Here is a 21,136-nt window from a genome sequence, read left to right on the forward strand (position 1 = left end):
TAATGCCAAAGTAGCGCCATTGTGTACACAATTATTACAAAATAACAAGTTATCATGGCAAAAATTGCAAAATTGTATCCTGCAGGATAAAATATTTTTATGGAGATACTTAAAACAGATGAGTATCGCAATTGGATGAGAAAATGGTAAATATAAGTAAATGGGATGCGAGTGAGTATCTTGAGAACGATGATGATGTTATTGCGTATCTCAATGCTGCAGCAGAACTTAACGATCCTCGCTTGTTGCAAGCCGCTATAGGCGATATTGCAAAAGCTAGAGGAATGAAAGAAATTGCTCAAAAAGCCGAGGTTGGAAGGGAAAGCCTTTACAAAAGCTTAAGACGAGACGGAAATCCTAGTTTTCAAACTATTGCGAAGGTTGTTCAAGCGTTGGGTGGACGTATTGCAATAGAACCAGCAAATGCGTGACGCACATAGTTATCGTGGCAAAAAATGCAAAATTAGCAAAAACTGCCACGATAACTCCATAAGTACGCGGATATTTAAAAATAGTTCCAAAACGGAAATGTTCTTAAATAATTAAATAAAAAAGGTTGCTTATGAAAGTGCATAAACAACCTAATTAATTAGTAAAGCGACTAGCGACTAGAAATCCCAATCATCGTCATCGGTTTCAACAGACTTGCCCATAATGTAGCTGGAACCAGAGCCGGAGAAGAAGTCGTGATTTTCGTCGGCTGCAGGAGAAAGAGCCGCAAGAATCTCAGGGCTTACGTGAGTTTCTTCTTCGCTGTACTTAGCAGGGTAGCCAAGGTTCATCAAAGCCTTGTTAGCGTTGTAACGAACGAAGTCAAAAACGTCATCGTGGAAGTCAAATCCTTCGTAAATCTGACCAGAATACTCAACTTCCAAATCATACAAAGTATCAAGCAAGTTCATAGTGAACTTTTCAAGATTCTTCTTGTCGTTCTCGCTTCTAAGCTCCAAACCGCGCTGGAACTTGTAGCCAGAATAGTAGCCGTGAATCGCCTTATCTCGCAAAATCAAGCGAATCATATCGGCAGTATTCATCATCTTGCCGCGGGAAGCAAAGTAAAGCGGAAGGTAGAAACCTGCGTAAAGAAGCAACGAAGAAAGCATAGTTGCAGCAATCTTACGCTTAAGTGGATCTTCGCTCTCGTACTCGCAAAGCACGGTGGTAACACGCTGCTGCAAAACGTCGTTTCCAACGGCCCAACGGTAAGCTTCATCAATCTCCTCGCTAGAGCAAAGAGTGGAGAAAATAGAGGAGTAGGAGCGAGCGTGAATTGACTGCATAAAAGCAATATTCGTGTAAATAGCCTGCTCGTGCTCCGTGCGAGCGTGCTCAATCTGGCAAAGCTCACCAATAGTTGCCTGGCTGGTATCAAGCAAAGTTAAGCCTGTAAAAACGCGAGTAGTTGTCTTGCGTTCAAGATCGGTGAGGGAACGCCAAGAAGGAATATCGTTGCTCAGCGGAACCTTTTCAGGAAGCCAGAAGTTAGCAATAAGACGATTCCAAACGTCCAAATCCTTGTCGTCAACAATATTATTCCAATTAACTGGGCGCACGCGCGAACCGTGATGATAGCGGTATTGAGCTGGGGTGATGGAATCTGCCATCATAGCGTCGTCTGCGATTACGCGGTTCGTGCCGAAAGGCTTATCGAGGCTACTTCTAAGCGCTGTTGGGTCGAGCTCGGTTGGGCTGAGTTCTGTCATAATTACTCCTGATTCTGTGTTTAAGTTTTATAAAATTTTTAAGTTTTTGATTTAATTTGCGAAAGATTTACAACCATAAGGTTTACAGCGTGCAGCTTACGCAACCCTCGATTTCTGTACCTTCCAAAGCCTTCTGGCGAATACGAATGTAGTAAAGAGTCTTAATACCCTTACGCCACGCGTAAATCTGAGCTTTGTTCAAATCGCGAGTAGTCGTAGTGTCTGGGAAGAACAAAGTAAGAGACAATCCCTGATCTACATGCTGAGTTGCCTCCGCGTAAGTGTCAATAATTGCCTTCCAACCAATCTCGTAAGCATCCTTAAAGTACTGCATATTGTCATTCGTCATGTATGCAGCAGGGTAGTAGACGCGGCCAACTTTGCCCTCTTTGCGAATCTCAATGCGAGAAGCAATCGGGTGAATCGAACTCGTGGAATGGTTTATGTACGAGATGGAACCAGTTGGAGGAACAGCCTGCAAATACTCGTTGTAAATGCCATCGCGCAAAATCTCGTCGCGCAACTGCTCCCAATCCGAAACGGTTGGAATTGCAACGTTAAAACGAGCAAATAAATCGCGAACAGCTTGAGTTTTAGGCTCAAGCGAGCGGCTGCCATCAGTGTACTTATCGAAGTAGTTGCCTTTTCCTGCAGGCTTAGCGTAAGCGCTAGTCTTAAAGCTTGCAAAAGCAGTCCCGCGCTCTACAGCCAAAGCGTGAGAAGCCTTATAAGCGTGGTAGGCAACCGTCATAAAGTACATGTCTGTAAAGTCAAGAGCTTCCTCGCTTCCGTACTGCATATGCTCGCGCGCAAGGAAACCGTGCAAATTCATTTGACCCAAGCCGATAGCATGGCCTTCTGCGTTTCCGCGACGAATCGAAGGCACAGAATCAATCGAAGTGTGCTCCGAAACAGAAGTGAGCGCGCGCACAGCCAAATCAACGCTTGTACCCAAGTCGCCGTCCATCGCCTTAGCAATATTAAGCGAGCCAAGATTGCAAGAAATATCGCGACCAACGTGGCTATAAGACAAGTCGGCGTTATAAGTGCTTGCCTCTTGAGTTTGCAAAATCTCGGAGCACAAGTTGCTCATAGTAATGCGGCCTTCAATAGGATTTGTGCGATTTACAGTATCTTCAAACAAAATGTAAGGGTAGCCAGACTCAAACTGAATCTCCGCAAGCGTCATAAAGAATTCGCGAGCGTCAATGTACTTCTTGTGAATGCGAGGATTTGCAACCATCTCATCGTAATGCTCAGTAACAGAAATGTCTGCAAAAGGCTTTCCGTACTCACGCTCAACGTCGTAAGGGCTAAACAAAGCCATCTTTTCCTTACGCTTAGCAAGCTCAAAAGTAATATCCGGAATCACAACACCCAAAGAAAGCGACTTAATACGAATCTTCTCGTCCGCATTCTCTCGCTTAGTGTCAAGAAAACGCATAATATCTGGGTGGTGAGCACTAATATACACGGCACCAGCGCCCTGACGAGCGCCAAGCTGATTAGCGTAAGAGAATGAATCTTCCAAAAGCTTCATAACAGGCACAACGCCACTTGACTGATTCTCGATTCGCTTAATAGGAGCGCCAAGCTCACGCAAATTCGTAAGGAGCAGAGCCACGCCGCCGCCGCGCTTAGAAAGCTGCAAAGCAGAGTTAATTCCGCGTGCAATAGACTCCATATTATCTTCCAAACGCACGAGGAAGCAGCTCACAGCCTCTCCGCGCTGAGCTTTACCAAGATTCAAGAACGTTGGAGTGGCTGGCTGGAAGCGGCCTGCAAGCATCTCGTCCAAATAGTTGAGCGCTGCTTTTTCGTCTCCGTCTGCAAGTTCCAAAGCGACTGCAGCTGCGCGCTGAGCGAAGTTTTCCAAATATTGCTTGCCGTCGAAAGTCTTCAAAGCGTAAGAAGTGTAGAACTTAAAAGCACCCAAGAATGTGCCAAAAGTGTGGTGAGCAGATTCCGCGTGCTCGTAGAACTTATCTAGAAACTCGCTGCTATACTTGCCGAACACGTTTCCGTTGTAGTAGTAGTTGCTAATCAAATAGTTCAAGCGCTCATGAGTTGAAGCAAACTTCATGCTGTGTTCTTGCACGTAACCCGAAACGTAAAGCTTTTCTGCTTCCTGATCTTTATCAAACTGAATACCTTTTTCTGGGTCGAAAAGACCGAGCATAGCGTTAAGAACGTGGTAGTCGCGGCTGTTGCGAATGCGCTCTGCTGTGCTGCTAGCAGTGTTGGTGTCGTCAGTGTGATCAAGATTAAGCGAAGTAGATTCGCTCATCGGATCCGTGCTATTCATGGTGTTTATTCCTTTCCTCGTGCGTTAGTTTTGCTTTTCAAACGCTGTTTTTTGTTTATTTGTTGATTTTGTTTATTTGTTTATTTCGTTTTTTCTGTTTCTTTTAATTGCCGTAAAAATCTTGGTATTCCCTGCGCTACTTTTTCTATATCTTCTTGAGTTCCCGTAAGTTCAAACGAGTACATATTTGGGATTGCGCATTTTCCAGCGATTTGACCTCCTGCAGCGCAATATGCGTCTCCAAAATTCGTATTTCCAGAAGATATTACGCCGCGAATAAACGAACGATTTTCGCGATTGTTTAGGAATTTTCGCACTTGCATTGGTATTGCTTTAGAAATATTTCCGCCGCCGTAAGTTGGCACAATCAAAACGTATGGCTCGCGCACGTGCAATTCTGGCTCTTTTGGTCGAAGCGGTATGCGATATACGTTCACATTGTTGCTTGGAAAATCGCAATTTTTCACGAATCGTAGTGTGTTTTCGGAGACGGAAGAAAAATAGACTACAGCTCCGATTGATTCGCCTTGTGCGCGCGCTTCTGGCTCGCTTGGTTGTGACATATTTTCTTGATCACACATTTTTATGCTTCTTGATTGCTTTGATTATTTTGATTGTTGATTGTTTATTCTTGATTCTTGATTGCTTTAATCGTTTTTATTTTCGTCTTCTAGTTGACTTGCGATTTGGGCAATCAAATCTGGGCGGTATCCGCTCCACGACGAGTTTGGAGTAATCACCACTGGCGCTTGGCGATATCCTGCTGCGCGCAACTGGTCTAAAGTAGAAGGGCTTTGAGTTAAGTCTACTGTTTCAAAATTCACGCCTAGCTTAGTGAATTGACGCTTTGTGGCATCGCACTGTGGGCAATGTGGCTTGGTGAAAACTGTAATAGTCACGGTTCTTCTCCCTTCGTTGAGTGTATTCTAAGTCTTTTTTCTTTATGATTATTTAAGTTTGTGCTTTTTGGCACGATTTAACAGTCTACTACCACTTAACACTATTTATAGTGGCGTGTTGTATGTCTAATCCCTATATTTAGTGTGTCCAAATTTTGGCTATCACGCGTGTCTGTAAGATTTAAGCGGTATTTATGTTTTTTTAATAGCGACTAATAAAAGTAAAAATGTAATCTTTATCACAAAATTGCCATTAACGCGTGGGATATGTCGTAGGCTTTGTGATCGTATGAATGACGCTTGTGCATATAGGTAGATAAACTTAAAAAAGTGTGTTTTGATTGGTTAAGTGTTAAAAATAAAGCAATCATAAAATAATAAAACGGTTATAAATATTACGGTTATAAATATTAAAAGATAGAGGTGCAAAATGGCGGAAAATCAAGCTAGAGCAAATATTGGCGTTGTTGGCTTGGCTGCAATGGGATCGAATTTAGCGCGAAATCTTGCGCATCACGGGAATACAGTTGCTGTTTACAATCGTCATTATTCGCGCACCGAAACTTTAATGAATGAGTACGGCAGTGAAGGTGCTTTCGTTCCTGCTAAAACTGTTGAAGAATTTGTGTCTTCGCTTAAGCGTCCACGCACTGCAATCATTATGGTAAAAGCTGGTGCTCCTACAGACGCTGTTATTGAAGAGCTTGCAAACGCTATGGAGCCAGGAGATATTATTGTTGACGGCGGAAACTCCTACTTTGAAGACACAATTCGCAGAGAGCGTAACATTCGCGCGCGCGGTCTTCACTACGTTGGTTGCGGTGTTTCTGGTGGCGAAGAAGGCGCGCTTCGCGGTCCTTCGATGATGCCAGGTGGCACGGAGGAGTCTTGGAAGACTCTTGGCCCTATTTTAAAGTCGATTGCAGCTGTTGCAGAAGGTGAGCCTTGCGTAACCCATATTGGCACTGATGGCGCTGGCCACTTTGTGAAGATGGTTCACAACGGTATTGAGTACTCGGATATGCAACTTATTGCAGAAAGCTACGATTTAATGCTTCGTGGTTTGGGCATGAAGTCTGACGAAATTGCGGACGTGTTTAGCGAGTGGAACAAGGGCGAGCTTGATTCTTATTTGATTGAGATTACGGCAGATGTGCTTCGACAGAAGGATGCTAAGACTGGTAAGCCTTTGGTTGAGATGATGGTGGATCACGCTGGTATGAAGGGCACGGGTACTTGGACTGTGCAGTCTGCGCTTTCTCTCGGAATACCTGTAACGGGTATTGCTGAAGCTGTGTTTGCTCGCGGACTTTCAAGCCAAGTTGCTTTGCGAGAAGCTGCTGAAAGTCAAGGCTTGACTGGTCCAGATATGCATTTTGATTTGAACGATGCTGAGCGTAAGGCGTTTATTGAGGATATTCGCCAAGCTTTGTATGCTTCTAAGATTGTTTCTTACGCTCAGGGATTCGACGAGATTGCAGCTGCTGCAATTGAGCATGATTGGAAGATTGACCAGGCTGCTGTTGCTCGCATTTGGCGAGGCGGATGCATTATTCGTGCACAATTCTTAAACCGCGTTTCCGAGGCTTTTGAATCTGGGCAGGCGAGTGTTTCCTTGATTTTTGCTCCTTACTTTAAGGATGCTATTGAAAAGTCTCAAGCTGCTTGGCGTCGTGTTATTGCGCGCGCAGTTGAGCACGGGGTTCCTGTGCCAGCATTCTCTAGCTTGCTTGCATACTACGATGGCTTGCGTTCCAAGCGTTTGCCAGCTTCGCTTATTCAGGCTCAGCGCGATTTCTTCGGCGCTCACACTTACGGTCGCATTGACGAGCCAGGAGTATTCCACACTTTGTGGGCAGAGCCTAATCGCTCAGAAGTAAAGCAAGATTAAATCAAATAATATTTATAACTAACATGCCTTTGCATTATTATGCAGAGGCATGTACTCTATTCTGATCTTTTTTAGCATATTTTATTGCTGAATTTTACTAATATTCTTAAATTGATTGATTTCCTTGATATTTCAATGGTTTTATGAAGATTTTCCCAAATGCGCCATGTTTTAAACATGCTATTTTCGCATTTGCGCCAATTTATGTAGCGCATTTAATTTTTGACTTGCTGAATATTATGCAGATTACTGAATTGCAGCGTGCAAAGTTTCTGCGGTGGTTAGCCATGCGATTTCTTCCGTGCCGTTGGCAAAAGACGCAGGATAATCTGGGTTATTATCCGAAGAAAGCGCGTTCATTAAAGCTTTTCCTTTTTGCTCTCCAGCCGTTAAGAACCAAGTGCGGCGGCTATGAGCCAGCACGGGTGCGCTAAGAGTTAATCTCATTGGCGGTTGCTTAGGGGAGTGATTCACGCCTAAAACTATGCGATCGCGATTATGAATTTGCGGCAATCCTGGGAAAAGTGAAGCCATATGTGCGTCTGGTCCCATGCCAAGAATTGCCAAATCAAACACAGGCTCTTTGCCTAGTAAGCCTATAATTTCTTCTTCGTAATCGCGTGCTGCTGCGTCTAAAATCGCATTGTTTTCAGCATCGCTAGCATTTGCCACTTCTTGCGCATTGCGATCATCTGCAGGCATTTCGTGAATATGAGACTCCTGCAAAACTTTGTGATCGCTAAGCATATTAAGAAGTAGCTCGCGAGCCTTGAGCGCATTGCGATCGTCGCTGTTATAAGCTACAAAACGTTCATCTGCCCACCAAATATGAACATTGGACCAGTTGATTGCTGGAAGCAATGGGTTGCTAGCTAACATTTGAAACATGCGAATAGAATCTGTTCCACCTGTTAGCAAAAGATGGAATGGCTTATTAAGATTTTCAACATTGTTTTGCCATTGCATAATCAAAGTCACAAGTTTTTGCGCAGCAACAGCAGCTAGAATATCTTGATTATCGTAGCCGTACACTGTTGCGTTATGCGCAAATCTAAAATCTTCAGCCATAATGAATCCTTTTATTATTTTTTACCCGTTGTATTAAAGTTCGTTATCTTGCATTGTGCAACAATCTGCGTGAACAAGTTGAGCATAGATCTCATCTGGATCGATTCTACGCAACTCCTCACTCAAGCAATCTTCTAAAGATCTAATTGGCATTGCAATTGGCTGTGTTGCTTGTCCTGGAAGACTTATCATTGCTTGTTCTTCTCCAGAAGGACGAGTCAAAGAAAGCACGCCATCTTGTCTTTTAAGACTTACCTCCGTAATTGCATGCGCACTCGAATCCTCAACAATTTCAACAGGAACATTAAGCGATATTTTTAGCCATTGTGCGAGCAAATGCATCGGAACATAATGCTTTGGACCGCTAACCTTAGCGCTAATAACAGGTAAATGCGGAGGCTGATCAAGCATAGAAGCTAGCATTGCACGCCAAGGAGTAAGACGAGTCCAAGAAAGATCAACATCTTTAGAAGACCAGTTTTTGCGCAAATTTTTCACAGTTTCAAGGGTATTGTCCGCATTTTGAGCATCAGTGATTCTGCTACTTGCCATAGTTCCAAGCAAGTCCTTAGCAGGATTTTCTGGTGCATTTGTAGGCCACCACGCAACAATCGGCGCGTCTGGAACAAGCAGAGGAATAACAAGCGTATCTGGATGTCGAACTAAGCCATTATGAGGGTAGAGAATAATGATTTCCCCAGCTCCAGCATCTGCGCCAAAGCGTACTTGCGCGTCTAAGTTTGGCGTTTCTTCGCTTTGTGAATCTGCTATATTGACTTGTGATTCGCGAACAATGGCAATAACTCTACAAGGGTGTTCGCGACTAGCTGCATTTGCTGCTCCCAGTGCGTTTTCAAGATCTTTAAGAGTGGTGTCAATAAGAAGAGTTAGCACGCGTCCAGTTGCAGATTCTCCACGCTCTTCGTGAAGCTCGTCGATTTTTGCAGAGATTTTAGACGTGTTTGTGTTAGGAAGATTAATAATCATGGCAGCCTCCAATGGCGATTATCGCGAGCAAGCATAGCGTCAGCTTCCGCTGGACCCCACGTTCCAGCACGGTATGGCTGAGGCTGTGTACCAAGCGAACTCCAAAAATCTTCAATAGGATCTAAGATTTTCCAACTTAAATCAACTTCTTGTGTAGTTGGGAAAAGCGGTGGCTCGCCAAGTAAAACGTCTAGAATAAGGCGCTCGTAGGCTTCTGGAGAGTTTTCTGTAAAAGATCTTCCATAACTAAAGTCCATAGAAACATCGCGAACTTCCATAGATGTTCCGCCTGGCACTTTTGCGCCAAATCGCATTGTTACGCCTTCATCTGGCTGAACGCGAATCACAATCGCATTACTACCAAGTTCGCGCACAGCAGTGGACTCAAAAGGCAAGTGTGGAGCGCGCTTAAAAATCACGGCAATCTCTGTAACGCGCTTTCCTAAGCGCTTTCCGGTTCGCAAATAGAACGGAACTCCAGCCCAGCGACGAGTGTCTACGTCTAAACGCACGGCAGCGTATGTTTCCGTAGTGCTATCCGGGCTAATTCCTTGCTCTTGCAAATATCCAACGGCTTTATACGATCCTTGCCAACCTTCTGCGTATTGACCTCTCGCAGTATTTGTTGCTAAATCTTTAGGCAAGCGTATAGCAGACAAGACCTTAGTTTTTTCAGCCGTCAAGTCACTAGCACTAAAACTTACTGGCTCTTCCATAGCAGTAAGAGCCATTAGTTGCAGCAGATGATTTTGAATAACATCTCTGGCTGCTCCAATCCCATCATAATATCCAGCTCTGCCGCCTATGCCAATATCTTCTGCCATAGTAATCTGCACGTGGTCAACATAATTAGCGTTCCAAATTGGCTCATACATTGCATTTGCAAAACGAAAAGCCAGCAAATTTTGCACAGTTTCTTTGCCTAAATAGTGGTCTATGCGGAATACAGAATTAGGGTCAAAAACTTCGGAAACTACGCGATCCAACTCTTGTGCGCTTGTTAAATCGTGACCAAAAGGTTTTTCTATTATCACTCGTCTCCACGCGTTTTCGGAGGAATGTGAAAGCCCCGATGCTGCTAACTGCTGTGCCACAACAGGGAAGCTAGAAGGCGGAACCGACATGTAAAACGCGTGATTTCCGCGAGTTCCGAGATCTCTGTCTAATTCGCTTACGGTTTTGCTTAAGCGCTCAAATGCGCTTGCGTCGTCGAATGTTCCGCGAACAAAACGTATGCCTTTAGCAAGGTTAATCCATGTTGATTCACGAAATGGTGTGCGGCAGTGTTGTTGAATATTTTCACGCACAAAGTTTACAAAATGTTCATCTGTCCAGTCGCGTCTTGCGAAGCCCGTTAAACCAAATCCAGGTGGCAAAAGCCCTCGATTCGCCAAATCGTATACGGCTGGCATAAGTTTTTTGCGCGCTAAATCGCCAGTAATTCCGAATATTACTAAACTACATGGTCCTGCAATACGAGCCAAACGCAAGTCTCGTGGATCGCGTAGCGGATTTTTCCAAGCTGTTGTTTCTTCGCTATGCGCAGTCGAGCATATTGCGGTTCTTAATTCAGTCATGTATACCATCGTAATGTTTCGACTTGATTTGCTGCGCAGGACTTACCAAAATTTGCGCAGGACTTACCATGATTCTTACTAGGATTTACCAGTAAATTATCCTCCGCACACGGCTAGTCTTATCATTCGCGCGTATTGTGGACCTCCAATAGGAGTCAAATGTATTCCATCGTCTGTTAAGAATTCGGAGTGTCCTGCGCTTAAACCATACCAGTCTATTATTCCAACGTTTTTGCGTTTCGCTGCAAAAGCGCGCAGTCTTGCGTTTGTTTCGTCTTGCCAAGGCTGTGGAACACGGGTTGTTACAAAATACACTGGTTTGCCACCTGTAACATTTACCATATTTTGCAAAACAGATTCGTCTCTAGGAGGTCCGTTTGTTCCAAGCTCATAGATTACAACGCTTCCAGGGTGTTTCCCAACTAAATCTTGCTGATAATCTTCCGCTCCGTGGAATATTTGTCTGCTCACTTTTCCGTCAATCCAAGCGTTTGGTAATGCTTGCATAAGGTATGGTTTTGCGCCTTCTGTTACGGAATCTCCAACCATTGTTATGTCTGCAGTGCAAACATTGCGTTTTGAGTCTATTTTCCATGGTTTTGTATTTATGTTTTCTGGCACTTTTTCTGCAATCGGGTTGAGAATCCTATGGTCAGATGGTTTTGTTGGAAGCGTTTGTTTTTCTATGTTCTCGCGCTTTCCGCCTGTTTTTTTCTTCGTATTAGCGGAATTTTTTTCTTGTGCAGTTTTGTTTTGTGCAGTTTTGTTTTGAGTATTCGCGTCTTGCGCGTTTAATTCTGGTCTTAATTGTATAGCTCGCGCTTGCGCAATACTATTCCAGTTAACTGGCGCTGCAATTATTGCTAGCCCAACTATTGCACAAATCACTATTACCGTTCTTCTTAAAACAAACGGCAATCTTATATTCTTACTTTTAACGTTTAACGTATCTGAAGATAAATCAGGAGATAAATCAGGGTTTTTCGCGTCGATATTGTCCGAGATAATATCGTCTTTCTGGCTAATACTAAAGGTTATATGCTTATTTGCAAGAGGCATCTCGAATATTCTGTAAAAAACCTCTGCTGCAATAATAACTATTACGCATTGCCCTGCCTGTTCCCAAAGAGTTATCTGTGTGGTTCTTGTAGCAGGGTTTAGTATTTCTAGAATAGGGAAGTGGACTATGTAAATCGCAAAAGATCTTAGACCTATATATTTCAGTGGAGCAATTTCAAGTATTTTAGTGCAAATACTATTTTTCTGTAGGCAGGACCACATTAAAATCGCGCAAACTATTGCGAATATCGTGTATCCGCCGTAAACAATCCAGGTTTTTGAACCGTCTTCTTTCACTAAGCACCATAGAATAAAAATTAACGCAGCCAATCCTATAATCGATTTTTGTAGTGTGCTTAGAGGTTTTTGAAGAGTTTTTGCTATTTTTGCGAATTTACCAGATTCTGATTTATTTTTTAGATCAGTTTTTACTTTATCAGTGTTTTCTGATTCGTTGGTTTGTTGCCACTTTTCCCCAGCAATTTCATTATTAGATTCATCGGATTCGTCATATTCGCCATCTTTATCAGATTCCATCATGTTTACTTGCAATCCTGCTAGTAAATCGTCTGGTATCGAGGCTTCTGAGGATTGGCTTTTATTTTGCGTATTTTGTGTATTTTGCGCTTCTATCTCTGATGAATCCTCTATTTTTTCGATTTGTGTTTTTTTGCTTTTGTTTCCAACAATATATTTACAAGCATCTGCAATAATTTTGATAATGGAACGTTCGCTAAACCATGTGCAATACATTGCTAGTAATGCACCAATTAAGAATTCTCCAGCTCGAGTGTCAATAGAGTAATACACGCGCGCAATGGTTTGGCCATCTCCATAAAAAATCGTAATTGCTAGGTTTGCCAACGAACATGCAATCATAAGAATCGCCGTAACGCACATTCTTACAAATTTAGAGTGCACAATTTTAAGAATCGCCCATAGTATAATCGGCCAAAATACAAAGATTTGCATAATAAGTCCCAAATACCAAAGGTGTTTTATTGGGGATGGTAGTCCTGATTGTTCAAAGTAAGATACTTTTCGTAAAATATACGCCATATTGCTTGTAAAGCTAGCGCCTGTTAGTGCGTCAGATTGTAGTTTTGTTAAAAGACTTGGTGAAAATAGCCACATTAGTGGGGCGCTCAGAGCAATAATCCCTATAGTAGACGGCCAAATTCGTTTTACGCGTTTAAACAAGTATTTTAAGTAGGCGAATATTTTAGACTTTACCGGTATTTTGGTTTGTTCGCTGGTTGCTGGCGACTTTTGCGCATTTGATGTTTCAAACATTTTTAGCAGAGATACAGTGCTGAAGTATCCAGCCATAACAAGAAACATTGTTACTCCCAAGAATCCTCCTGGAAGTACTATTGGACGTAGGTGGAACGCTACAATCGCAATAACAGCAATAGCACGCATGCCATCTATTGCAGCGTTGCGTTTGCTTGTAGTGTTAGCTGCGTTGTTTATCTCTGTCATTTTGCCTGCAACTTGCTAATACGTGGTTTAATTTTGGTTGTGGACATGATGTGGGTATGAATTGTTTTATGACTAACATCGCCCAAAACGTAGTCATATTATCTACGTATTAAGACACTGTAGTTAGTTATAGCGTGTCTTAGTTTTTCCCTAGTTTTTCCTTGATTTTTCTTATGTTTTTTGCAAGTTTTATGAAATTTTTTAATATGGATTTAAATATTTTTCAAGGTAATTATTCGTTTTTATTAAGATTTTTCTCTGTTATTTTTTAGTGCGGTTGCTTTCGACTTTTGTTTGCTAAAATGCCAATGTTATACAACGCGTTTTACGTGCTCTTTGCTGCGCGCTAGAGTTAGACTGAACAGTCTAATTTAGGTGTATAAACGTTAGATTGATAAACAGTGTGTTTTACGCATTATTTTACGCATTAAGGAGTAAACATGGCAGAAACATTCAATGTTGTGGTAGAAATCCCACGCGGATCCAAGAATAAGTATGAAGTTGATCACGAAACTGGTCGTGTTTTCTTGGATCGTACCCTTTTCACAGCTATGGGTTATCCAGATGATTACGGTTACATTGATGGAACTTTGGGCGAAGATGGCGATCCACTCGATGCTCTTGTTATGATTCCAAACTCTGTGTTCCCAGGATGCGTTGTTGAGTGCCGCGCTGTTGGCTTGTATCACATGGTTGACGAAGCTGGCGGAGACGATAAGGTTTTGTGCGTTCCAGCAGATGTTCGTTTCGACGACATCAAGGATATTGATGACGTGAATGAGTATCACAAGGCTGAAATCAAGCACTTCTTCGAGCAGTACAAGGCTTTGGAGCCAGGTAAGGAAGTTCTTCCTGGTGACTTCTGGGCTGGAGTTGAGCAGGCTGAAAAGGAAATTGTCGCAGCTCGCAAGCGTCTTGAAGAAAGCGAAAAGTAGTTTTCGATATTAGTCGCGAATCTTCCGAGCGTTTTAGAAACGCGTTTGCTAGTGTCTAACACATTTTTATGTGTTAGACACTTTTTTTATTCTAAAAAATTTAAGCGATTAGTAGCATTCCTAAACCAGTTGCGTAAACAACCATTCCGCCCATCATCACGGGAATCAAAGCAGTACCAACTTGTGGCAAAAGCATGTCAGTATTGTATTTTGCATCTTTAACCCAAAGATGAGAAAGTCCAGATAGAACAATCACGGCAAGCAAACCCAATACTGCTACCAGTATGCCAAGTTCTAGAATACGCACGGAGAATGTGAAACGAATAATCGAAGGCAAAAAAAGCCATCCTGGAAGAGCTGCACAAGCGATACTTGCTGTAAGAGAATGTGAAATATTTCTTACCAGATTAGATCTCTCTTCCCTAAGCATTTGACGACCAAAGCTAACAAAAGTTGCAGCAACAAGAATTAGAGCAAAGCTAACAGCCCAACGTTCATATGGGTGAATAGCTGCAATGAACTTATCCATACTAACTTCTGTATTATCTATTACGCTGCTAGGAAGCCAACCTTTTAAAGCTAATGTCGCGCACCACATGGATGCGATTCCGGCAAAAAGCGGAATAGCTTTATCTGCTGTAGAACCTTGTAACGGCCAGAAAGTAACTAGAGCAAGAAGAATAATCACGCAAACGGTTATAACGGCTTTTGTTGTTGCTATTGGCAGAATGGCTGCAATTGCTAAAAGAGCTATAGCAACGAATTGAGTTACAATAATCGTAATGTGATTGTGCATTGCATTATGTGCGATGTTATCGTTGCTCATATTACGCTCCTATCGCGTTTTATAAGATAATTTTAATAAAATGTTTAGCCGTATTAACTTATTTTATATGTAAGCGTACACTTGCATGCTTCGATTCTTATTAAGTATCTTAAGTATGGATTACAATTCTCTTTTAACAGCTTGATTTTGAATTTGTTATTCAATTCTATGCGTTCTGGAGGTATCAATATGACGGATATTACATTGATGACCTCTTGTGCCGCGCCTGCAAAAGTTTTGCCATCTTTGACTCTACTTTCGCATAGAGTGCGAGTGCTCCCAATGGAACCGTCTAGTATGCTTAAGATGCCAGAAAACACTATTCTTCTTGTAGATGCTAGAGAAGATTTGTCTTTGGCGAAATCTTTATGCTCTATTGTTCGTGCTTCTAATTTAACAATGTCTGTTATCTTAATTCTTACAGAAGGCGGATTCACAGTTGTTAATGCATCTTGGGGTGTTAGCGATGTTATGCTAACAACCGCTTCTCCAGCCGAAGTAGAAGGCAGACTTAGACTAGCTTCTCAACGGGGTGGGTCGGCTGAATCTACTTCTAAAGAACATGTAGCTGATTCTGGTAGCGTGGAAATTAACAGTAGCGGTCAAATGTGCTCTGGGGATTTAGTCGTAGATACGCAGAGTTACACGGTTAGTTTGCATGGAAAGCCTATTGATTTAGCGTATAAAGAATTTGAGCTTCTTAAATACTTTGTTCAGCATCCTCGGCGAGTATTCACTCGTGCTCACTTACTTCAAGAGGTTTGGGGTTACGATTATTACGGTGGAACTCGTACAGTAGATGTTCACATTCGTAGGTTACGAGCGAAATTAGGCGTTGAATATGAGCATGTTATTGGAACGGTTAGGAATGTTGGGTATCGTTTCGATCCTTTAGAGTCTCAGGATGAAGTTGTAGATTCTACAGATTCTGATAATAATGATTCGTCGGCGGCTTCCGACTAGAATTCCTGTAGCGGATTAGTGGTTTATTATATTGGTTAAATTACAAAGCGTGAATAGTAGTCAAGAATCATCTTCCAATTCTAGAAAATCTAAAAAAATCGCTAGGATGAGCGAAGAGTATAGGATTTTATGCGAAGAAATACCGAATCCAAAGTGTGCATTAAATTTTACAAATCCATTTGAACTACTAATAGCCACTGTTCTTAGCGCACAAACCACTGATAGACGTGTAAATATTGTAACGGAACAACTTTTTAGAACTTATCCTACGCCAAAAGATTTAGCGCGCGCACCAATATATAAGGTACAAGAGATCATCCATCAACTTGGATTTTATAGAGTAAAATCGCAGCATATTATAGAGCTTTCGCAAAAACTTATGGACGATTTCAATGGTGTAGTTCCAAATAATATGGATGATCTTACAAAACTTCCAGGTGTAGGAAGAAAAACAGCAAACGTTGTATTGGGCAATGCTTTTGGTATCCCAGGGTTTCCAGTAGATACCCACGTTATGCGTGTGACGTCAAGGCTTAGATGGAGAAGCGATTGGAAAATCGCTAAGTCAGATCCTATAAAAGTTGAGCGTGAAATTACATCTTATTTTCCGCCAGAAGAATGGACTAATTTGTCTCACCGCCTTATTCTTCATGGTAGAAAAATATGTACAGCTAGGAATCCGCATTGTGCTGACTGCCCTCTAAGATTTCTGTGCCCATCTGTTTCGTTGTAGCTATGTTGTAGGTTTTGTTGTAGCTGCGTTGTGGTTGTCGTAACGGATTTTTCTAATATCTCATATAATTAACTTTTAGAATATTCTTAGGGTATTTTTAGATTATTTTCTGCATAAATTCTACGTATGATTCAATCGATGATATACACTGTTGGCTATGTCTGAATTTGAAAGATACTCATCTGGATCACATATGAGAAAAGCACGTTATGCAAAAAAAGCTAAAAAAGGCGTGTCCTCGTGGGTTATTTTTATAGTCTTAATTGCCATTATGTCTGTTGTTGCATGGGGTGGATGGCGATTTTTAGATGGAAGATCAATAGTTCCAGAAAGTATTGTTCCAGCATCAGGCTCAGTTTTAAAAATAGGCTTGCGTACAGCCCCAGCATCCTTAGATATTAGGACTGACGACAGTGATTCACTGCAACAAGCTCTTATTGAAAACGTTTATGAAACGCTTATTAAACGAGACGGCAATAATGCTTTAAAACCAGGTCTTGCTCAGTCTTGGAGCGTATCTTCCGACGGTTTGAATTATAAGTTTAGGATTCGTTCAGGCGTGAAGTTTGCAAATGGAGACGTAATGGACTCTGGCTCCGTACTGCAATCACTTCAACAAGGTATTACAAAAAGCTATCCAGGCTATGAAAAGTTGACGAATATTACAAGCGTATCTAACTCAGGACCTGATATTCTAAACATTTCATTAAAAATGCCAGATCCATTACTGCTGCGAAGATTAGCAGGTAGAGCTGGAATTGTATATGACACTCGCGCTTCATTAAACTACGCTTCAGACGCTATGGGAACAGGACCTTTTAAAGTTAACGGCTATAGTAAAGGTTCAGACCTTGTTCTTGTGAGAAACGACAAATATTGGGGTACAGCATCTGGCTGCGCTAGAATAACTCTTAAATACTTTAATGACGATACATCTTTAGCAAATGCCATGCAGAATGGCGATATTCAAATGGCAGTTCCTCTTGATGGCAATGAAAACAAACGTATGGCGTCAATGCCAAATACTCAACTTGTTGAAGGTCAGAGCACTAGAATACGAATGATTGCTTATAACACTGGAATATCGTCTATTTTCTGCGATCAGCACGTTCGTAGAGCAAGCAGTTACGCAATGGATATAAACACTGTTTTATCGGCTGATCCATTTGGTGGTCAAATTGTGCGTGGACCAATTTCTCCATTGTCGCCAGGATACGAGGATTTAAGCGGCACTTATCCACATGATCCTCAAAAAGCTCGATCTCTATTCTCATATTTCTCTGCTGCCTACCTTGGTAAAATTACATTCCTCGTACCTCTTGGAATGAGCAATATTGGTAATGCGCTTGGTTCTCAGCTAAACGCTACTGGCGGTTTCCGTGTGAATGTCGAAGAAGTAGATGAGAACACTATGAAGCAACGGATTCATGATGGTAAATATGACTTAGCACTCACATGGATGAATCACACTTTGGATTCTGGAGCGTATGCAGACACAAAGTCTACTTATTTGTTCCAAGATCATGAGTCGCAGAAATATTTTGCCCAAGCAATGAAATCAACCAATGCAGAAGGATATGAGTCAAATATCAAACAGTATGCTAAAGAGTTGAATAATTACGCTGTTTCGAACTGGATGTATGCGCGAAAGAGCATTGTGGTAGCTAAATCTAATGTTAGTGGATATCCTACAAACATGACTGATCAACTTTTACCATTGCACGATGTAAACGTAAAATAAATCCAAGATTATTTCAGGAATATAAGTGCGTGTGGTTTGGGATTAGTCGCCAGCAACCGTTGATTTGAATAATTTTTACAAATATTTGTAAAAATATTGACGTTGTCGCGCTGAGTTTCTAATATTCAGTTCATGAGTGAACAGGATAATAACACAGTAAAACACGCACATTTAACGCCGCTTCCTAACAAAGTTGGCGTTGATGGTCTTGAAGACAAGTGGCGTAGTAATTGGGACGAAGCTAAGACTTACGCATTCCATAATTCTCGCGATCGTAAGGCCGTGTATTCTATCGATACTCCACCTCCAACCGTTAGTGGCCACTTGCACGTTGGTCACGTATTTTCTTACACGCATACGGATGTTATTGCACGATATAAGCGCATGCAAGGTTTTGACGTTTTCTACCCAATGGGTTGGGATGATAACGGCTTGCCAACAGAACGCCGCGTGCAGAATTATTACGGTGTGCGAGTGGATACTTCGTTGAAGTATGACCCTGATTTTAAGCCGCCTTTTGAAGGCACTGAAGGCAAGAAGATTGAAGCTAAGGATCAGGTTCCTGTAAGCAGACAGAACTTTATTGAGCTTTGTGAGCGCTTGACTTCTCAAGATGAGAAGCTTTTTGAAGCTTTGTGGCGTAGGCTTGGTCTTTCTGTTGATTGGTCGCAAACTTATCACACTATTGGCGAGCAGCCTCGCCGAGTTGCACAAAAAGCATTCTTGCGCAATCTTGCTCGTGGAGAGGCTTATCAGAAAGACGCTCCAGGCTTGTGGGATGTTACATTCCAGACTGCTGTTGCGCAAGCAGAGCTTGAAGCGCGCGAGTACCCTGGTTTCTATCATAAGATTGCGTTCCGTTTTGAAGATGGTACGCCAATCTACATTGAAACTACGCGCCCAGAATTGCTTGCTGCTTGCACATCTTTGATTGCGCACCCAGACGATGAGCGTTACAAGAAGTATTTTGGCAAGGAAGTTTACTCACCGCTGTTTAAGGTGAAGGTTCCGATTTTGGCGCATCCTGCAGCTCAAATGGACAAGGGTGCTGGCATTGCAATGTGCTGCACTTTTGGTGATGTAACAGACGTTGAGTGGTGGCGCGATTTGAGTTTGCCAACTCGACCAATCATTCAGCGAAACGGCCGCATTGTTATGACTACTCCTGATTGGATTACGGACGAGTCTGGCCGCGAAATGTTCGAGAAGATTGCTGGCAAAACCACGTTCTCTGCTCGCAAGGAAGTTGTTGAAGCTTTGCAAGCAGCTGGAGATATGGAAGGCGATCCAAAGCCAACAACGCGTATGACGAACTTCTACGAAAAGGGCGATAAGCCTTTGGAAATCGTCACTTCTCGCCAGTGGTACTTAAAGAACGGCGGTACGGACGAAAAGCTGAACGCAGAGCTTATTGAGCGCGGTAAGGAACTTAACTTCCACCCAGACTTTATGCGCGTGCGCTACGAGAATTGGGTTCACGGCTTGAATGGTGACTGGCTTATTTCTCGCCAGCGCTTCTTTGGTGTGCCATTCCCACTTTGGTATCCAGTAAATGAAAATGGTGAAGTGGATTACGAGCATCCTTTGACGCCTAGCGAAGATCGTTTGCCAATCGACCCAACTATTGACGTTCCAGAAGGCTTCGATGAATCTCAGCGAGACCAGCCAAATGGCTTTACTGCTGAGCAGGATATTATGGACACTTGGGCTACATCTTCCTTAACACCACAAATTGTGACTCGTTGGGAAGAGCCAGGTGAGGAAAATCAGGCTTTGTTTAAGGCTACTTTCCCAATGGATTTGCGTCCACAAGGCCAGGATATTATTCGTACTTGGCTGTTTAGTACGGTTGATCGTGCGCATCTTGAAAACGGATGCTTGCCTTGGAAGCATGCTGCGCTTTCTGGCTGGATTCTTGATCCTGACCATAAGAAGATGTCTAAATCTAAAGGCAACGTGGTTGTGCCAAATAAGCCAATCGAAGAGTTTGGTGCGGATGCTGTGCGCTACTGGGCAACTTCTGCAAAGCTTGGCTTGGATGCAACTTACGACGAAGGTCAAATGAAGATTGGCCGCCGCCTTGCGATTAAGCTTTTGAACGCTACGAAGTTTGCGCTCGCAATTGGTCGTGAGAACGAGGAACATCAGGTTCTGGAGTCTGCCAGCGCGGATTGGGATTTTGCAGACGTTACGGAAGTTTTGGATCGCTCTGTTATGGCAAAGCTTGCATCCGTTATTCGTACCGCAACTGATGCACTTGAATCTTACGAGCATTCTAAGGCTTTGGAAGCAATCGAAACCTTCTTCTGGGAATTCTGTGACGATTACATTGAGCTTGCAAAGAATCGTGCTTACGGTACTGCAGAATCTACTGGACGCACTCCAAGCGAATCTGCTGTAAAGTCTGCTCGCACAACTCTTGGCCTTGCACTCGATGCTTTGGCTCGTTTGCTTGCTCCTTACTTGCCTTACGCTACTGAAGAAGTGTGGAGCTGGATGCATGAAGGCGAAGGTTCTGTGCATCGTGCTAGCTGGCCATGCGCTAAGCCGTATGAGGCTGCTGCAAACGGTGTTTCTGCAGACACCTTGGCTTACGCGGGTGAAGCTTTGGCTACTTTGCGCAAGATTAAGTCTGAAGCAAAAGTTTCTATGAAGACTCCTATTTTGCAAGTGACTTTGAACGTAGCAGACAATGCTTATAAGGCTGTTGAGGAGACTTTGGATGACGTTGCTGAAGCTGGACGCGTTACTGGAGAGGTAAAGCTTAACGCTGTTGCGGCTGCGGCTGCTGCGGATTCTTCTGATTCTGAATCTGCGGAATCTGATGCAACTAATGTAAACGTTTCAGTTGCTCAAAGCGAACTCGGTGAAGCTCCTGCAAAAAAGAAGTAGTTGCAAGTAGTCGAAAATAATTAGTCGCAAAACAAAAGCGCTGGAAGTCAATCTTCGACTCCAGCGCTTTTTGTG

16 protein-coding genes are annotated in these 21,136 nt (G+C 42.7%); 7 read left to right on the top strand and 9 right to left on the bottom strand.

From position 1 onward, the window contains the following. Positions 1–143 precede the first annotated feature (143 nt). Positions 144–431, top strand: a complete 288-nt coding sequence (locus tag P0106_RS05395; protein ID WP_009994045.1) for an addiction module antidote protein — start codon at positions 144–146, stop codon at positions 429–431. A gap of 177 nt (positions 432–608) precedes the next feature. Here P0106_RS05395 and nrdF read toward each other — a convergent pair whose 3' ends face one another. The 4 genes from nrdF to P0106_RS05415 form a co-directional block, all read right to left on the bottom strand. Further along, the gene (gene nrdF, locus P0106_RS05400) at positions 609–1,703 is read right to left on the bottom strand and encodes a class 1b ribonucleoside-diphosphate reductase subunit beta (RefSeq protein ID WP_101890001.1); all 1,095 of its coding nucleotides are present in this window, start codon (positions 1,701–1,703) and stop codon (positions 609–611) included. Positions 1,704–1,785: 82 nt separating this feature from the next. Further along, positions 1,786–4,008, bottom strand: coding sequence for a class 1b ribonucleoside-diphosphate reductase subunit alpha (gene nrdE / locus P0106_RS05405; protein WP_473730538.1), 2,223 nt, complete (start codon positions 4,006–4,008; stop codon positions 1,786–1,788). 80 nt (positions 4,009–4,088) lie between these two features. Then, positions 4,089–4,589, bottom strand: coding sequence for a class Ib ribonucleoside-diphosphate reductase assembly flavoprotein NrdI (nrdI, locus tag P0106_RS05410; RefSeq protein WP_004573691.1), 501 nt, complete (start codon positions 4,587–4,589; stop codon positions 4,089–4,091). Between the two features lie 66 nt (positions 4,590–4,655). After that, positions 4,656–4,907 (bottom strand): glutaredoxin family protein, encoded by a 252-nt coding sequence (locus P0106_RS05415; RefSeq protein ID WP_004114274.1) that lies wholly within the window; start codon positions 4,905–4,907, stop codon positions 4,656–4,658. A 430-nt stretch (positions 4,908–5,337) separates the two neighbouring features. Between P0106_RS05415 and gndA the strand changes: the two genes are divergently transcribed. Next, complete coding sequence (gndA, locus tag P0106_RS05420; RefSeq protein WP_473730539.1) at positions 5,338–6,798, top strand: NADP-dependent phosphogluconate dehydrogenase; 1,461 nt, start codon at positions 5,338–5,340, stop codon at positions 6,796–6,798. 246 nt (positions 6,799–7,044) lie between these two features. Here the strand turns inward: gndA and pgl are convergent, their stop codons facing one another. From pgl to P0106_RS05440, 4 genes are all read right to left on the bottom strand, one after another. Beyond that, positions 7,045–7,866, bottom strand: a complete 822-nt coding sequence (gene pgl, locus P0106_RS05425; RefSeq protein WP_004138753.1) for a 6-phosphogluconolactonase — start codon at positions 7,864–7,866, stop codon at positions 7,045–7,047. Between the two features lie 33 nt (positions 7,867–7,899). Then, entirely contained in the window at positions 7,900–8,853 is a 954-nt protein-coding gene (locus P0106_RS05430; protein ID WP_004114280.1) for a glucose-6-phosphate dehydrogenase assembly protein OpcA, read from the bottom strand. Continuing rightward, positions 8,850–10,430 carry a glucose-6-phosphate dehydrogenase gene (gene zwf, locus P0106_RS05435; protein ID WP_004116127.1) on the bottom strand — a complete coding sequence of 527 codons (1,581 nt, stop codon included), beginning with the start codon at positions 10,428–10,430 and terminating at the stop codon, positions 8,850–8,852. Before zwf ends, P0106_RS05430 begins: the two co-directional genes overlap by 4 nt. Positions 10,431–10,526: 96 nt before the next feature. Then, entirely contained in the window at positions 10,527–12,971 is a 2,445-nt protein-coding gene (locus tag P0106_RS05440) for an acyltransferase family protein (protein ID WP_020759929.1), read from the bottom strand. A gap of 440 nt (positions 12,972–13,411) precedes the next feature. Between P0106_RS05440 and P0106_RS05445 the strand changes: the two genes are divergently transcribed. Continuing rightward, positions 13,412–13,906, top strand: coding sequence for an inorganic diphosphatase (locus P0106_RS05445; RefSeq protein WP_004105658.1), 495 nt, complete (start codon positions 13,412–13,414; stop codon positions 13,904–13,906). A 100-nt stretch (positions 13,907–14,006) separates the two neighbouring features. Here P0106_RS05445 and P0106_RS05450 read toward each other — a convergent pair whose 3' ends face one another. Beyond that, positions 14,007–14,732, bottom strand: coding sequence for a beta-carotene 15,15'-monooxygenase (locus P0106_RS05450; protein ID WP_473730540.1), 726 nt, complete (start codon positions 14,730–14,732; stop codon positions 14,007–14,009). Between the two features lie 189 nt (positions 14,733–14,921). Here P0106_RS05450 and P0106_RS05455 point away from each other — a divergent pair, with 189 nt between their 5' ends. The 4 genes from P0106_RS05455 (at position 14,922) to valS (ending at position 21,061) form a co-directional block, all read left to right on the top strand. Next, positions 14,922–15,695, top strand: a complete 774-nt coding sequence (locus tag P0106_RS05455) for a response regulator transcription factor (protein WP_004114288.1) — start codon at positions 14,922–14,924, stop codon at positions 15,693–15,695. Between the two features lie 31 nt (positions 15,696–15,726). Beyond that, a complete protein-coding gene (gene nth / locus P0106_RS05460; protein ID WP_004116115.1) occupies positions 15,727–16,428 on the top strand; it encodes an endonuclease III in 702 nt (233 codons plus the stop codon). 193 nt (positions 16,429–16,621) lie between these two features. Then, entirely contained in the window at positions 16,622–18,169 is a 1,548-nt protein-coding gene (locus tag P0106_RS05465) for an ABC transporter substrate-binding protein (protein WP_473730554.1), read from the top strand. A gap of 132 nt (positions 18,170–18,301) precedes the next feature. Continuing rightward, positions 18,302–21,061, top strand: coding sequence for a valine--tRNA ligase (gene valS / locus P0106_RS05470; protein ID WP_473730541.1), 2,760 nt, complete (start codon positions 18,302–18,304; stop codon positions 21,059–21,061). The last annotated feature ends 75 nt before the right edge of the window (positions 21,062–21,136 follow it).

It is taken from the genome of Gardnerella sp. c11Ua_71, assembly GCF_055818025.1.

Coding starts and splice junctions, on each gene's coding strand:
- P0106_RS05455 (WP_004114288.1), top strand. CDS start 14,922: ATGACGGATATTACATTGATGACCTCTTGTGCCGCGCCTGCAAAAGTT.
- valS (WP_473730541.1), top strand. CDS start 18,302: ATGAGTGAACAGGATAATAACACAGTAAAACACGCACATTTAACGCCG.
- gndA (WP_473730539.1), top strand. CDS start 5,338: ATGGCGGAAAATCAAGCTAGAGCAAATATTGGCGTTGTTGGCTTGGCT.
- nrdE (WP_473730538.1), bottom strand. CDS start 4,008: ATGAATAGCACGGATCCGATGAGCGAATCTACTTCGCTTAATCTTGAT.
- nrdF (WP_101890001.1), bottom strand. CDS start 1,703: ATGACAGAACTCAGCCCAACCGAGCTCGACCCAACAGCGCTTAGAAGT.
- P0106_RS05440 (WP_020759929.1), bottom strand. CDS start 12,971: ATGACAGAGATAAACAACGCAGCTAACACTACAAGCAAACGCAACGCT.
- P0106_RS05450 (WP_473730540.1), bottom strand. CDS start 14,732: ATGAGCAACGATAACATCGCACATAATGCAATGCACAATCACATTACG.
- P0106_RS05465 (WP_473730554.1), top strand. CDS start 16,622: ATGAGAAAAGCACGTTATGCAAAAAAAGCTAAAAAAGGCGTGTCCTCG.
- P0106_RS05445 (WP_004105658.1), top strand. CDS start 13,412: ATGGCAGAAACATTCAATGTTGTGGTAGAAATCCCACGCGGATCCAAG.
- P0106_RS05395 (WP_009994045.1), top strand. CDS start 144: ATGGTAAATATAAGTAAATGGGATGCGAGTGAGTATCTTGAGAACGAT.
- pgl (WP_004138753.1), bottom strand. CDS start 7,866: ATGGCTGAAGATTTTAGATTTGCGCATAACGCAACAGTGTACGGCTAC.
- zwf (WP_004116127.1), bottom strand. CDS start 10,430: ATGACTGAATTAAGAACCGCAATATGCTCGACTGCGCATAGCGAAGAA.
- P0106_RS05430 (WP_004114280.1), bottom strand. CDS start 8,853: ATGATTATTAATCTTCCTAACACAAACACGTCTAAAATCTCTGCAAAA.
- nrdI (WP_004573691.1), bottom strand. CDS start 4,589: ATGTGTGATCAAGAAAATATGTCACAACCAAGCGAGCCAGAAGCGCGC.